This is a genomic window from Marisediminitalea aggregata (assembly GCF_900129565.1).
Taxonomy (GTDB): Bacteria; Pseudomonadota; Gammaproteobacteria; order Enterobacterales; family Alteromonadaceae; genus Alteromonas; species Alteromonas aggregata.
Map to the genome: position 1 here is coordinate 304,407 of NZ_FQWD01000001.1, position 13,434 is coordinate 317,840.

Below are 13,434 nucleotides of genomic sequence, written 5' to 3' on the forward strand. Positions count from 1 at the left end.
CTCTTGTTAACAATTTGTTCAAGCAAGCCTTTTTGACGAACAAAAACATAACACCCAGTGTGGGAAATGTTTTACTCTACCAATGAAGATGTGTTACAGGATTTCTTAGCTACATGGCAACAATTAAAGATATAGCCAGCGCTGCAGGTGTGTCACTGGCCACCGTTTCCCGGGTCATTAACAATGGCCCTAAAGTCGGCGACGCCACCCGGGAGCGCGTAAAGAAGATTATGGACGAAATGGGGTACCGGCCCAATGCCAACGCCCGGGCACTGGTTACCCAGCGCAACCCCGCCATCGGCGTGGTGATTGCCGAATTGCACGACCCCTTCTTTGCCAGTCTGGCTCATGGTATTGAAACCCTGTGTCGCACCAGAAATATTCAGATTCTGATGAGTGCCGGCTCCACCAGCCCGGAAACCGAAATGCGGGCAATAGAAACCCTGATGGAGCACCGCTGTGAAGCCATGGTTGTGCACAGTAAATTTCTGGACGACGATACACTGGTGCACTTTGCCAATCAGGTACCGGGATTTGTGCTAATCAACCGCTATATAGAGGCTATCGGCAATCGTTGCGTGTGGCTGGATAACCAGGCAGGCGGTAAGTTAATGGCCGAACACATTTTACATCACGGCCACGAAGACATCGCCGTTATTAGCAGTCGTTACCAAATTCTCGACCCGGTTCAGCGTTTAGACGGCATTAAGCTGGCACTAAGTGAAGCGGGCAAAAGTCTGCCGGATTCACACATTGAGTTTGCTACGCCTGATCAGGAAGGTGGTGAAGCTGCAGTACAGAATTTGCTGTCTCGCGGCGTGAAATTCAGCGCTATTCTGGCGTACAACGATGCCATGGCGGCTGGTGCCCTGTCTATGTTATTGGATCACAACATTGCAGTACCCGATAAAGTCTCGCTAATTGGCTACGATGACGTGCTACTGGCAAAGTACTGTCGCCCTAAATTAACCACGCTTCGCTACCCCATAGAAATGATGGCGACACATGCTGCGAAACTGGCACTGGATTGTGCGAAGGGTGAGTTTCCTGAGCCTGGCACTACGTTTAAGTATACTCCTACCATTGTGAAACGAGACTCGGTAAGCCGGGTTAAATAACCCTTATGGGGTAAGCGCGACTAGCTGTTCTGCGATACCCTGCTGTTTGACATCCAATGCGAACACAGCACCGGAAAGCGGGTACCTGTTCAGCAGCGTATCATTCAATCCAATACGGGCTGTAGTAACGAATAACGTGTCGAATGCACTGCCTGCAAACAGCACGTTAGTTACCTGCGGCGCGGGAAGCATAATATGACGGATGAGTTTCCCCGTCGGCGCATAACACCGAATGCCGTATCCTTGCCAACAGGCCACCCAAATTCGGTCGTTGGCATCCACCGTAAGGCCATCAGGATAGCCGTCTGAAGCGGAGAACTGAATAAACGGCTGCTTGTCTGTCAGACCGCCTGCGTTATTTACCCTGGCGCGATAAATGACCCTTTCTGCAGAACTTACGGTATACAAATATTCACCGGATACGCTAAACGCAGGGCCGTTCGACACCACATAGCCATGATCGACCTCGGCGGCTCCCTCAGCGGATAAGCGGTAAAGTTTACCACTGGGCTGTTGTTCGTTGTTGTCCATAGAACCAAAATACAATCGCCCTTCGCGATCAGACTTGGCGTCGTTCAGACGATTTGTAGCAGGTTCGTTAGGTAACTCGCACACTTTTCCCGCTTGCTCAAAATGTGCATTAAGCCAGTACACACCACTTTGAAACCCTGCGATCCACCTGCCTTCTGTGGTTTCCTTAATCCAGCCAATCGGCTCTGGCATCGCAATTCGCTGGATGTCACGTGACTGCAAACACATAGCAAATAACGCAGGGGCTTTAATATCGACCCAAAAAAGACGGTTAAGTCGAGCGCTGAAATGAAGACCTTCACCGAGTGTGCAGGCAACTGGATAGGTAGCGAGAAGCGAGGCAACAGCCATAATAGAGTGACTTAAATGAAACAATAACCGGCGGTTAGTGTGCCAGAATCAACGCCATGCCTGCAAATGCAGCCACGGCCAGAATAAGCTTGCGGATGAAGAGTTCATTGAGTCTGCGGTTTACAAAATAAGACAGCAACCAACCAGTCAGGATAGCCGGGATACAGCGCAGAAAGAGCTCGAGGTCTTTATGTCCGGCCGCGCCGGTAAACCAGAGCACCGCGATACCAAACATATTGATATACACGAAGAACACACTGAGATTAGCTTTAATTTTGTTTTTGTCTTCCGACTGATAGAGCAGGCCCATCGGTGCACCACCCGCAGACGTTGTGGTACCCATAAATCCCGAGACCATGGCTGCGATAAGATTACTGATCACACTGATGCGCGGCCTGACACCGACCATCGACAAAATAACCGCAGCCAGAATACAAAAGCCAAGAAGCATCTGGTACTGATGGGCATCTATAAACAACAATACGCTGCCCGCCACCAGCACACCTGCGGTGCCACCGAGAATGGAGAAGCCGGTCTGTTTTAAATCAATGTCGTATTGATGCTTCACCGCCAACAAGGTTGTTAACAATAATGCATTCAGGATCATGGGCCCTGGCACCAGCTCCGGCATGAGCAGGTAGATCAAGGGCGCCCCTAACAACCCCAAACCAAAGCCGATGACGCTTTGCAGGCAGGCTCCCACAATCAAGACCAGATACACCAACATAAAATCGGTCAAGCAAACATTCCTTTCGTAAGCACAACACGCGTGTGTTACTCACCACAATTTACATATTATATTACTTTTTATGTGGTGCACATTGCCAGAAATTACACAATTTTGCAACAACTGACGATTACGGATGCTAATAGTATGATTACGGAATGTTGATCAGCGCGTTCTGACACTCGCCGGCACGCTATTGTCAGCTGAAAGCCGGCAAAATAAATAGAGTAAAACCGGCGAGCCAGCCGATGCAAAGTGTGAAGAAATTTTTAGAAAAGTGAGGCTGAAATACGCTCGAGGCCGGGTATTACACCCAGCCTGCGTCGATGATAAGGGTTTGCGCAGTCATCATTTTGCTGTCATCAGAAGCCATAAACAACGCTGCTCGGGCAATATCAATAGGCAACAGCGTTTCATGGATACATTGCGCTTGTTGTACTTCTTCTACAATATCGGGACTCGCCCATCGGGTCATCTGACGCTCTGTCATCACCCATCCGGGAACCAGTGTATTCACGCGAATTTTATCTGCGCCTAACTTGGCAGCCAGGGTACGTGTCAGCCCATCGATAGCCGCTTTGGCTGTGGTGTATACCGGCATGCAAGTTTGCTTTTGACGCCAGCTCACAGAGCCCACGTTAATAATGCTGCCACCGCCACCACGGCGCATTTGTTCAACCACGGCTTTGGCAGCGAAGAAGCTCGGACGCAGGTTCACGTCAATGCGATCCTGCCAGTAGTCTTCATCCACGTCTTCCAGCTCGTGGCGGGTGTCATCGGCAGCGTTATTAACCAATACGCTAACATCACCATTGACTTCACCGGCTTTGGCTATGGCTCTTTCAAGGCAAGCGATATCGCGTATGTCACACTCAATAAACAGCACGTCTGCACCGTAGCGTTGAGAGACACGTTCGACAAGGGCCTGACTTTTCTCGCGGTTGACGTCGACAAAGCAGACTTTGGCGCCCTGAGCACTGAACTGCTCAACCATGACTTCACCAATACCGGTGCCTCCACCAGTGATGAATACACTTTTGCCACGCAGGCTAGGATACTGTGCGTTTGTATCAGAAGATTGGATCATAACCAGATGTTACCAGCGGTAAACGACAAAAATACCATATCAGAAATGCGGTTAAAGATCTTTACTCTGCCGTCGCAGATTCACTGATTTTTAACTCGATGTAAGCCATCGCTTCGTCAATTAAATATGCCATCATGTTCTTCGCACGCTCTGCTTCACCACTTTTAATTGCCAGATAAATCTTGCGATGTTCATCGGCAATGGTTTGCAAACTGTCTTTTGCATTGGTGGTGTACTGGAAACTTACGTTCAGTGCTGTCGTGATAAAGTCGCGTAACTGATAGAAAAAGCGGTTGCCGCTGGCCAGTAGAATGGCGGTGTGAAACGCCAAATCAGGCTCGTGAATTGAACCGTGGGTTTGCGCGGCATTGTCCATTTCCAACAACGCCTTTTCGATTTGCGCAATCGCTTCAGGTGAACCATGACGGGCCGCCAGCGCTGCAGCTTGTGGCTCAATAGCCAGGCGCATTTGCAGAAACTCTTTCAGGACCAACAGCGACGGACTGCTTTCCAGCATCCAGCCCAGCACACTGGTATCGTACAGATTCCAGTTTTCAGGCGGCTCTACGCGGATCCCCTGGCGAGGTCTGGAGGAAATCAGCCCTTTTGCCGCCAGCATTTTTACGGCTTCGCGTACCGCGGTACGGCTAATGCCGTATTCATCACATAATTGTGCTTCGGTAGGCAAACCACTGCCTTCACCGTATTTGCCTGCAATGATTGACTTGCCCAGCTCATTTGTTACTCGCTGAGATAGGTTTAAATTCTCAATTCGCGCCATGGGATTTTATTCTTTTCTGCTTATTGGCTCACACCGACATACTATCATACTTTTTGATCGGCGCTGCGCTAGGCTATTGTTAAAATTCTGAACCCATCATAATTATCTAAAGCCCCATTGTGCAAGCACTTCGGGCGTTTAATTGCACGGATATTGGCATCGTCACACACTCAACGCGTTAACGCAGCATTAACAAAAACACTTCCCATGAACACATTTGTAATATAATATTTTTATCCAATAATTTTTATGCTGTACATTTCAAGGTTCATTCATGGTTGAATTAAGTACCCTCGACTGGCTCGTACTGGCCGGATTTTTTGTCCTTCTGCTCGGCGTCGTCGGGATGTCGATGCGTCAAAAGGAAGAAGACACCGCGGACTATTTCCTGGCCGGTCGTAACGCCAGCTGGCTGGTGATTGGTGCCTCCATTTTCGCCTCTAACATCGGTTCGGAGCACCTGGTAGGCTTATCTGGCTCTGGTGCCCAGTCTGGCATGGCGCTGGCACACTGGGAATTACAATCCTGGATCATATTGTTGCTGGGTTGGTTCTTTGTGCCTTTTTACTGGAGCAGCAAAGTTTACACCATGCCCGAGTTTCTGGAGCGCCGCTACAACTCAAAATCGCGCACCTTTTTGTCGGTTATCTCACTGGTCAGCTATGTGTTAACGAAGGTCGCCGTAACGGTTTACGCCGGCGGTATCGCGTTCAAAACCATTCTGGGTATCGACAGCATTTGGGGTATCGACTTCTTCTGGATTTCGGCATTGGGCCTGGTCATCATCACCGGAATTTATACGGTGTTAGGTGGTATGAAAGCCATTATGTGGACGTCTGTTCTGCAAACGCCTGTGCTGATTATTGGTTCAGTCGTGATTCTGGTCGTCGGGCTGGATCAGGTTGGCGGCTGGTCTGAAGTTGAGCGAATCAACGAAGCGAACCTGCACCTGATACGTTCGGCCAGTGACGCAGAATTCCCTTGGCCTGGCATCATCTTTGGCTCGTTTATTATCGGTTTCTGGTACTGGTGTACCGACCAATACATTGTACAACGCGTACTGTCAGCCAAAGGCATTAAGGAAGCCCGTCGCGGTACCATGTTTGCCGGTTACCTTAAGTTGCTGCCCGTATTTATATTCCTGTTCCCGGGCATGATTGCGGTAGCCTTAAAAACCAAAGGCATTATTAGCTACGACAGCGCCGACCAGGCCTTCCCCACCCTGGTTGCACAATTACTGCCTTCTGGCGTAAAAGGGATAGTAATTGGTGGTTTGGTCGCCGCCCTGATGAGTTCATTGGCGTCTCTGTTTAACTCTTCGGCCACCCTGTTCACGATCGATTTCTACAAGAAATTTAAACCTGAATCCAGCGAGAAGCACCTGCTGAAGGTTGGCCGTATCGCAACGGTTGTGATCGTTATCCTGGGTATTCTGTGGATTCCGGTAATGAGCCTGATTGCTGACGTATTGTATGAATACCTGCAAAGTGTTCAGTCGCTAATTGCACCGGGCATTGCCGCTGTGTTCCTGCTGGGCCTGGTAAGCCGTCGCATTACGCCGGCAGCCGGTTATATTGGCCTGGTATCAGGCTTTGTACTGGGCATGATTCGTTTGGTCCTCCTGCCTTTCAAGGAGAGCATAGAGAGCACATCTTTAGCCTGGATCATTGAAATGAACTGGCTGTATTACTGTATTTTGCTGTTCGTCATTGTCACTGTGATCATGATTGTGGTGAGTATGTTTACCGAGCGTGCGAGCGAAGAAAAACTCAAAGGCCTGACATTCAGAACCTTGGGCAAGGGCACCATGCGTGAGGTCATCGACGGCTTAGACAAATGGGATTACATCCATACCGTAGGCATTTTAGGTATCACCGCATTTATCTATATTCGCTTCTGGTAGTGATCGGTTAACAATAACCCTGGATAGCGGGCGATGACGCAGTTTGTGGTCGCCCGCTTTTTCGTATTTGAAACCAATTTAAAAAAAGCCAGCCAGTGCATGCTTACTTGCATTAGGCTCACCAAAACACAACCATCAAATACATTCACTTGCTTATGACACGATATTTATTACCTGCACTACTGCTACTGTTAACTCACGCCACACAGGCGAAGACCTACCAGGTTTATTATCTTGGAGGCCAATCCAATATGGCAGGATATGGCAATAATGCTGAGCTCAACGCACCCTACAATGCACCTTTGCCTGAAGTACGCATGTTCAACGGCAATCCGGCGGGCGATTTTAGTAAGGGTGGCGGCCGCGGTATGTGGGACTCGCTACAGCCTGGCTTCGGCAGAAAATTTAAGTCATCGGGCAAGGAAAATATGCACTCAGCTTTTTTCGGGCCGGAAGTTGGCTTTGGACACCGTATCGCGGAACTCTATCCGGACCAAAACATTGCCATCATCAAATACGCATTGGGCGGCTCTGCTCTGGGGTACGGCGTAGGGAACAACTGGTACCCGGACTATCGTCGCGGCAACGGAATTAACCAGTACGATCATGCGCTGACGACGTTAAGACAAGCCTTTGCCGAGCGTGACATCGATGGTGATGGTGAGGCCGACACCTTGATCCCTGCGGGAATAATTTGGATGCAGGGAGAGTCTGACGCCTATGACAGCGAAATAGTTGCCAATCAGTATTTGCAGAACCTGAAAAACATCATGGCCTTGCTGCGCGCTGCTCTGCGAGCGCCGGACCTACCGGTTGTTGTGGGTAAGATTACCGACTCTCACAATGACCCGGAAGACGGTTTACGGATGAATTGGGGGCACATAGTGCAACAGGCACAGCGTGTCTTCGAGCAGGAAGATGTTTGCGCGGACTTAGTTACCGTTACGGAGACGTTTAAGCATTTGGATGATGGCTGGCATTATAATTCGGCGGACTACATTACTTTGGGCAAAGCGTTTGCCGAGAGCATTAGGAAGCTCGAAAAAGGCTGTGGTACCGCACAATAAGTACGCCGTGCAAGTCAGTGCCAGTGACATTAACACCGGCACTGATTTTGGTTCTCAGGGCTGCCTTTCAGGCATCCTTTTTCAAAGATGCCAAAAGAAAATCAATTAAGCCAGGCCTGCCAACCTCAATGCTCTGAAATAGCAAAAAATCTCTCTATCTCACTGTTTAAGTTATAAAAAATAGCTATTACTAGTCGGAACACTTGGGGTTCCAGCTCACTACCCCAACAAAAGCATAAATGATAACCGTTATCATTACTATTGACTATTGCATCTGACTACTTATCATATGCGCCTTTCTTTACACTTCTTTACATATCTTTACACAGACGAAGACATTGCGTCTGATGACTCACGAAGAAAGGATAACTATGAAAGCTCGACTCACTGTTTCACGCCTTGCCATAGCGGTAGGATTAAGTTTCTCTATGAATGCCATCGCGTCCAGTATCCCGGATAGCGAAGATATCGAGCATTTAGTAGTTACCGCGACTGGCTTTGAGCAAAAAATTACCGAAGCGCCAGCCAGCATCTCCGTGATCACCGCAGAAGATTTAAAAACCCGTTCGTTTACCTCTTTGCTGGATGCCGTTAAGTATCAGGAAGGTATCGATATTGGTACGACCCGCGATAAAACAGGTCAGGGTAGCGTGAGTATGCGTGGCCTTACTGGTGAGTACACCCTACTTTTAATTGACGGTCGTCGCCAGAACAACCACGGCGATATTTACCCGAACAACTTTGGCGGAAATGCCTTTAACCACCTGCCGCCGCTGGATACCATTGAGCGTATCGAAGTGATTCGTGGGCCGGCATCTACTTTGTATGGTGCGGATGCACTGGGCGGCGTTATTAACGTGATCACCAAAAAGCATCGCAATGACTGGGGTGGCAACATTACCTTCGGTCGCAGCGTGCAAACTAACGACGATTTCGGTAATGACATTACCACAGACTTCTCGGTAACCGGTCCGCTAATTGACAACATTCTGAGCCTGGGTATTCGCGGCAGTTTATACGAACAACAAGCCTCTACCCCACAACTTGCCCCGGCGGTTGATCCAAACGGCACAGTTCACGTGCGCTCTTTGGGTTTTGGTAGTGGTGGTCGTACCGTAGACAACAACAGCGAACATTACGGGTTTACCCTGAACTACACGCCTGCCGAAGGTCATGAAATCGGATTCGATTACGACAACTCGCACCAAGAATACGACAATACCCCGGAATACAATCTGGAAACCGGTGAAATTATTTATCCACTGGGTACGCGTGACAGCATTGAAAGCCTGTGGCAGGCACGTCGTGGTCAGGTAAACCCGCGTGCAGGCTATGCTGCAGAGCAAGAATTTGACCGTGAGTGGTGGTCCTTAACCTACGACGGCAAGCTGGACTTCGGTGTGATTGCCGCATCACTCGCCTATGTAGACACGCAAAATAATGGCCGTACTCTGCCGCTGAGCGTAAGTGAACGTCAATTGCTTCAGGCTATGTATGACGCCACTGGCGAATACGCAGACATGAGCGAAGACGAGCGCCGTGACCTGGCTGAAGCCACGTTCCTTCCGCGCCCAGCTCGTCCACTGGACAGCAGTCAGTATACTTTCGACCTGCGTATGGACATTCCGGTTGAAGATATGGCCGGTGATCACAACTTCGTGATAGGTGCACAGGTCATTGACGGTGAACTTCAGGATGGTGTATTTGGTTTGGAATCGGGTAACGCAGGCGCAATACAGGAACAGAAAATGTACTCGTTATTCGCTGAAGATAACTGGGGTATTCTGGACAATATGACGGTAACGGCGGGCTTCCGTTATGACCATCACGACGTGTTCGGCAGCCAGACCTCTCCTCGTCTATATGCTGTTTACAACATCTCTGATTACTGGACAGTAAAGGGCGGTGTAAGCACGGGTTATAAAACGCCACAAACGACCGACCTGTACGACGGCATCATTGGTTTCGGCGGTCAGGGTACCAGCCCATTTGCGGGTAACCCGGATCTGCAACCGGAAACAAGCGTAAACTCAGAAATTGCCCTGTACTGGAGCAAAGACGAGCACAACTTTAATATCACCTATTTCAGCACCGATTTTGAAGACAAAATTGCCCGCGGTAATACAGTACAAAGCTGTAACACCACAGGCGGCGTTCGCCCTTGTGTAAACCTGGGTGAATACGACGAGCTGGGCTACGACACATATAGTCAGCGTATCAATATCGATAAAGTGGAATTACAGGGTATTGAAATGGCTGGGCGCTACGCCTTTACCACTGAGTGGTCAATTTACGCCAACTACACCTGGACTGACAGTGAGCAGAAAAGTGGTTCACAAGCTGGCCTGCCGCTTACCAATACCGCTGAGCACATGGCCAATGTCAACATTACCTGGGACATCAACGCCGACCTGAATGTGTATTTGCAAGGTGAGTTCCGCTCTGATCGCTACCGCGGTTACGATTCGGTACTGGAACGTGAGCTTTACTTCAAGAACTACTCGCTGCTGAATCTTGGTGCGCGCTGGACACTGAATGACTATGTGGTTGTGAACCTGCGTATCAACAACCTGTTGGATCGCGACTTCACAACTTACTCAGTGACTTACGACGATCTGAACAACGACGGGCAGTTTGAATACCTGACCGGTCGGGGCGTGACCAGTGAAGTGAACTTTACTGACGACTACAACGTGAAAGACAAAGCCCGTAACTTATGGGCGGGCGTTACAGTCAGCTTCTAAGTGAAAGTGTGTGTGCTTAAAAGCCCCGGGTATGTCTGATATCCGGGGCTTTTTATTTTCATCTATGAATTGTACTAAGTTTTTTATGGGGTCGCGTCAACCCATATCCTGCTTTAATGCACAATCATCACAAATACCGGAGTCAGCCGCATTAAAATTTGTGAAATCAGCGCCAGGAATTAGTTGCGCTCTACCATTTTAATCGGCATACCGTTTTCGTTTCTCGGCACACGCTTATTGCGGCGTGCAGTGCTGTCTTCCCATTCAGGTTTTACAATCAGAAAGTAGTAAACGGCATAACCTAACCAGGAACCAAAAAAAGACAATAGAAACCAAATCAATTTTTTAGCGCCTGACGCTTTGCGGGAACACAATGCACAAAGCCAGGGTAAAACATTAAAGAGAAAGCCTGTAAGTACGACTAACAAAAACACGACTTTTTCCATACTAACCCCGCACGCCTCGCTTCAATTTATGCCAGTCTTTCTTGCGGTAAATAATTATCGCTATCGGCAGGCCCCACAGGGCAAATAGAGAAATGGGTTGGCCTGAGCCAGGACTAATAATGGCGATTCGTTCTAGCATTAACGTCACGGCGACAATACCTAATATGACAAGCTGAACTGAGCTGAGCTGATTGCATCCATGTTCATTTCCCTATCCATAGTGCAATTGAATGAAATTTAATCTTAGAAGTTATGCCATTGCTTTGCAATGCTCCGAGGTCACGGTTTTCGCTTCACTAAACCGGGACCACAGGAGGAAAAATTAAGCCAGGATGGAAGAATCCAATCAGCGACACATTTCGGCAGCCTACGTTCGCTAATCAGTTAACTCAGGCTGTAATACGGGAAATCCCTCGGCATCCCAATAGATAACCCGCGCTCTGGCGTGACGATTGGGGTCGGTCAGGGGCGTACCGCGCAGTGTTTCATAGTCACGGCTGTGGTAAATCATGAGGTCTGTCACACCGTCTTCTGCTTTTACGAATCCGTTGTGGCCCGGGCCAAAACGCCCTGCTGCGGCATTGGTAGTAAAGATTGGCTTATCACGCTTGTGCCAGCTTGTAGGGTCCAGTAAATCTGCATTTTCATCTGCCCACAATAAGCCCATTGCATAGCGGTGATCCGTTGCACTGGCTGAATAGGTAATGAGCACGCGCCCGTGTCTTACAATGACAGCGGCGCCTTCATTTACCTTATAGCCCAAGACTTCCCAATCGAGTTTTGGTTCGCTAAGTAAGGTAACCGTGTCGAATTTAATCGAAGTGGGTGAGTCCATTTCCGCTATCCACAATGCAGAGTTGTAAGTACGTTCGGCGTCTTGCTGCGCCCACACCAAATAGCGTTTTCCGCGATGCTCAAACGTCGTCGCATCCAACGAAAAGGAATCTACAGGTGTCGCAATGCGCCCCGCTTCCACCCATTTTCCCTCCATAGGGTTTTCAGCAGTGTTTTTTAGGGCATACATGCGAATACTCCACGGGTGGTCGATATCACCTGCAGCGAAATAGATATACCAGTCACCGTCGACTTCATGCAGCTCCGGGGCCCAAATATTTACGCTCATCGGGCCCTTGGTATTCTTTTTCCAAATTACTTTTGGCTCAGCAATTTTCAAATCGTTTAACCGGCACGCTTCGCGTAACTCTATTTCATCAAATTTGGGCGAGGTACCGATAAATGTGTAGCACCCTGTATCATCATGCCTGACTATCCAGGGATCGGCCCGTTGAATAACAATAGGATTATCAATAGGCTCAAGGGAGGTGGCATTTAACGCCATACTGAAGCCCATCAGGGTTAGGCTTGCCAATTGGACGCCTACGCGCAGTGTTTTGTTTATAGTTTGAGATATCATCACTTGTCCCTACTTAGCGGTTGCCAAGTTGCTAACTAATTATTAATATTGTATTACATATTTAACATGATCGCTGCTACACTTAGCAAATGCTTTTTGAATTGAGGTAAAAATGATTCAATATCGAACTTTCCCGCTGGCAACCCGATTAATCAAAGCTGGCACGGGTTTACTGGCTAGCGCCTTGCTAATGACGGGCTGTGGAGCACAAGCCAAACAGGTTGAAGTACACGACCCGGTAATGACAAAAGCCGGCGACACTTATTACGTTTTCAGCACCGGTCCGGGTATTACCTATTACGAATCGAAAGACATGGTGAACTGGCAACTGACCGGCCGTGTATTTCCCGACGAGCCAAGCTGGGCACGTCGCGTAGCACCGGGTTTTAATGGTCACCTTTGGGCACCGGACATTTATCAAAAGAACGGTAAGTTCTATCTGTATTACTCCGCTTCCGCATTTGGCAAAAATACCTCCGGTATTGGCGTAACCGTTAACACCACACTGGATCCTGACTCACCCGACTACGAGTGGGTAGATTATGGTATTGTGATTGATTCTGTGCCTAATCGCGATCACTGGAACGCCATTGATCCGGCGATTGTTGAAGACGACGATGGCAACGCCTGGATGAGCTTTGGGTCATTCTGGGAAGGATTAAAACTGGTCAAACTGGATGACGATATGGTGCGTTTGGCCGAGCCACAAGAGTGGTACACCATTGCTAAGCGCCCTGGTGCCAACACCACTGATGACGCAGATCCAGGCGAAGGCGCTATTGAAGCGCCTTATATCTTTAAGCAAAACGGCTATTACTATCTGTTTGTGTCTTTCGACAAGTGTTGTCGCGGCATGGATAGCACTTACAACGTTCGCGTTGGACGCAGTAAAACGGTAATGGGCCCTTATTTCGACAGAGATGGCGTATCACTGCTCGACGGTGGCGGCACTATGGTCATTGAAGGAAACAAAGACTGGGTAGCACTGGGCCACAATGCAGCTTATACCTTCGACGGCAAAGACTATCTGGTGCTCCACGCCTATGAAAGCGCCGACAATGCCCTTCAAAAACTACGCATATTACCCATTACCTGGGAAGACAATTGGCCCGTAGTCGATCCGGCTGATTTAAACCGCCGTAAGACTAATTTGATAAAGTAAGTTTACTACCCACCTGACATATCTGCATCGTCAGGTTTGGTAGAGGAAAGCTCCCGTGCTGTTCACAAGGACAGGAACAGACCCACGGCGCGGGGGCATTTAT

The 13,434-nt window shown here is 48.9% G+C and carries 11 protein-coding genes; 5 read left to right on the forward strand and 6 right to left on the reverse strand.

Annotated features, from left to right (window positions below):
* Positions 1–113: 113 nt before the first annotated feature.
* On the forward strand, positions 114–1,118 hold the full coding sequence (locus BUB81_RS01300; RefSeq protein ID WP_073317055.1) for a LacI family DNA-binding transcriptional regulator: 1,005 nt from the start codon (positions 114–116) through the stop codon (positions 1,116–1,118).
* A 3-nt stretch (positions 1,119–1,121) separates the two neighbouring features.
* On the opposite strand, the gene BUB81_RS01305 is transcribed toward BUB81_RS01300, so the two are convergent.
* From BUB81_RS01305 to BUB81_RS01320, 4 genes are all read right to left on the reverse strand, one after another.
* Positions 1,122–2,000: an SMP-30/gluconolactonase/LRE family protein gene (locus BUB81_RS01305; RefSeq protein ID WP_073317058.1), complete on the reverse strand. Its 879-nt coding sequence runs from the start codon at positions 1,998–2,000 to the stop codon at positions 1,122–1,124.
* A 34-nt stretch (positions 2,001–2,034) separates the two neighbouring features.
* Positions 2,035–2,739, reverse strand: a complete 705-nt coding sequence (locus tag BUB81_RS01310; protein ID WP_073317063.1) for a sulfite exporter TauE/SafE family protein — start codon at positions 2,737–2,739, stop codon at positions 2,035–2,037.
* A 295-nt stretch (positions 2,740–3,034) separates the two neighbouring features.
* Positions 3,035–3,814, reverse strand: coding sequence for an SDR family NAD(P)-dependent oxidoreductase (locus tag BUB81_RS01315; RefSeq protein ID WP_073317066.1), 780 nt, complete (start codon positions 3,812–3,814; stop codon positions 3,035–3,037).
* A gap of 61 nt (positions 3,815–3,875) precedes the next feature.
* Positions 3,876–4,595 (reverse strand): FadR/GntR family transcriptional regulator, encoded by a 720-nt coding sequence (locus tag BUB81_RS01320; protein ID WP_073317069.1) that lies wholly within the window; start codon positions 4,593–4,595, stop codon positions 3,876–3,878.
* Positions 4,596–4,869: 274 nt separating this feature from the next.
* On the opposite strand from BUB81_RS01320, the gene BUB81_RS01325 reads away from it, so the two are divergent.
* The 3 genes from BUB81_RS01325 to BUB81_RS01335 all read left to right on the forward strand — a co-directional run bounded on the left by BUB81_RS01325 (position 4,870) and on the right by BUB81_RS01335 (position 10,309).
* Positions 4,870–6,498, forward strand: coding sequence for a sodium:solute symporter (locus tag BUB81_RS01325; RefSeq protein WP_073317072.1), 1,629 nt, complete (start codon positions 4,870–4,872; stop codon positions 6,496–6,498).
* 155 nt (positions 6,499–6,653) lie between these two features.
* On the forward strand, positions 6,654–7,565 hold the full coding sequence (locus BUB81_RS01330; protein WP_073317075.1) for a sialate O-acetylesterase: 912 nt from the start codon (positions 6,654–6,656) through the stop codon (positions 7,563–7,565).
* 371 nt (positions 7,566–7,936) lie between these two features.
* A complete protein-coding gene (locus BUB81_RS01335; RefSeq protein ID WP_139241472.1) occupies positions 7,937–10,309 on the forward strand; it encodes a TonB-dependent receptor domain-containing protein in 2,373 nt (790 codons plus the stop codon).
* 179 nt (positions 10,310–10,488) lie between these two features.
* On the opposite strand, the gene BUB81_RS01340 is transcribed toward BUB81_RS01335, so the two are convergent.
* Together BUB81_RS01340 and BUB81_RS01345 are read right to left on the reverse strand one after the other, a co-directional pair.
* Positions 10,489–10,755, reverse strand: a complete 267-nt coding sequence (locus BUB81_RS01340; RefSeq protein WP_073317081.1) for a hypothetical protein — start codon at positions 10,753–10,755, stop codon at positions 10,489–10,491.
* A gap of 376 nt (positions 10,756–11,131) precedes the next feature.
* Positions 11,132–12,106, reverse strand: a complete 975-nt coding sequence (locus tag BUB81_RS01345) for a glycoside hydrolase family 43 protein (protein ID WP_073318590.1) — start codon at positions 12,104–12,106, stop codon at positions 11,132–11,134.
* Positions 12,107–12,281: 175 nt separating this feature from the next.
* Between BUB81_RS01345 and BUB81_RS01350 the strand changes: the two genes are divergently transcribed.
* On the forward strand, positions 12,282–13,331 hold the full coding sequence (locus BUB81_RS01350) for an arabinan endo-1,5-alpha-L-arabinosidase (RefSeq protein WP_073317084.1): 1,050 nt from the start codon (positions 12,282–12,284) through the stop codon (positions 13,329–13,331).
* Positions 13,332–13,434 lie beyond the last annotated feature (103 nt).

Excerpts from the sequence above, each read along its gene's own strand:
- BUB81_RS01300 (WP_073317055.1), top strand. The coding sequence starts at position 114 with ATGGCAACAATTAAAGATATAGCCAGCGCTGCAGGTGTGTCACTGGCC.
- BUB81_RS01305 (WP_073317058.1), bottom strand. The coding sequence starts at position 2,000 with ATGGCTGTTGCCTCGCTTCTCGCTACCTATCCAGTTGCCTGCACACTC.
- BUB81_RS01315 (WP_073317066.1), bottom strand. The coding sequence starts at position 3,814 with ATGATCCAATCTTCTGATACAAACGCACAGTATCCTAGCCTGCGTGGC.
- BUB81_RS01320 (WP_073317069.1), bottom strand. The coding sequence starts at position 4,595 with ATGGCGCGAATTGAGAATTTAAACCTATCTCAGCGAGTAACAAATGAG.
- BUB81_RS01325 (WP_073317072.1), top strand. The coding sequence starts at position 4,870 with ATGGTTGAATTAAGTACCCTCGACTGGCTCGTACTGGCCGGATTTTTT.
- BUB81_RS01330 (WP_073317075.1), top strand. The coding sequence starts at position 6,654 with ATGACACGATATTTATTACCTGCACTACTGCTACTGTTAACTCACGCC.
- BUB81_RS01335 (WP_139241472.1), top strand. The coding sequence starts at position 7,937 with ATGAAAGCTCGACTCACTGTTTCACGCCTTGCCATAGCGGTAGGATTA.
- BUB81_RS01340 (WP_073317081.1), bottom strand. The coding sequence starts at position 10,755 with ATGGAAAAAGTCGTGTTTTTGTTAGTCGTACTTACAGGCTTTCTCTTT.
- BUB81_RS01345 (WP_073318590.1), bottom strand. The coding sequence starts at position 12,106 with ATGGGCTTCAGTATGGCGTTAAATGCCACCTCCCTTGAGCCTATTGAT.
- BUB81_RS01350 (WP_073317084.1), top strand. The coding sequence starts at position 12,282 with ATGATTCAATATCGAACTTTCCCGCTGGCAACCCGATTAATCAAAGCT.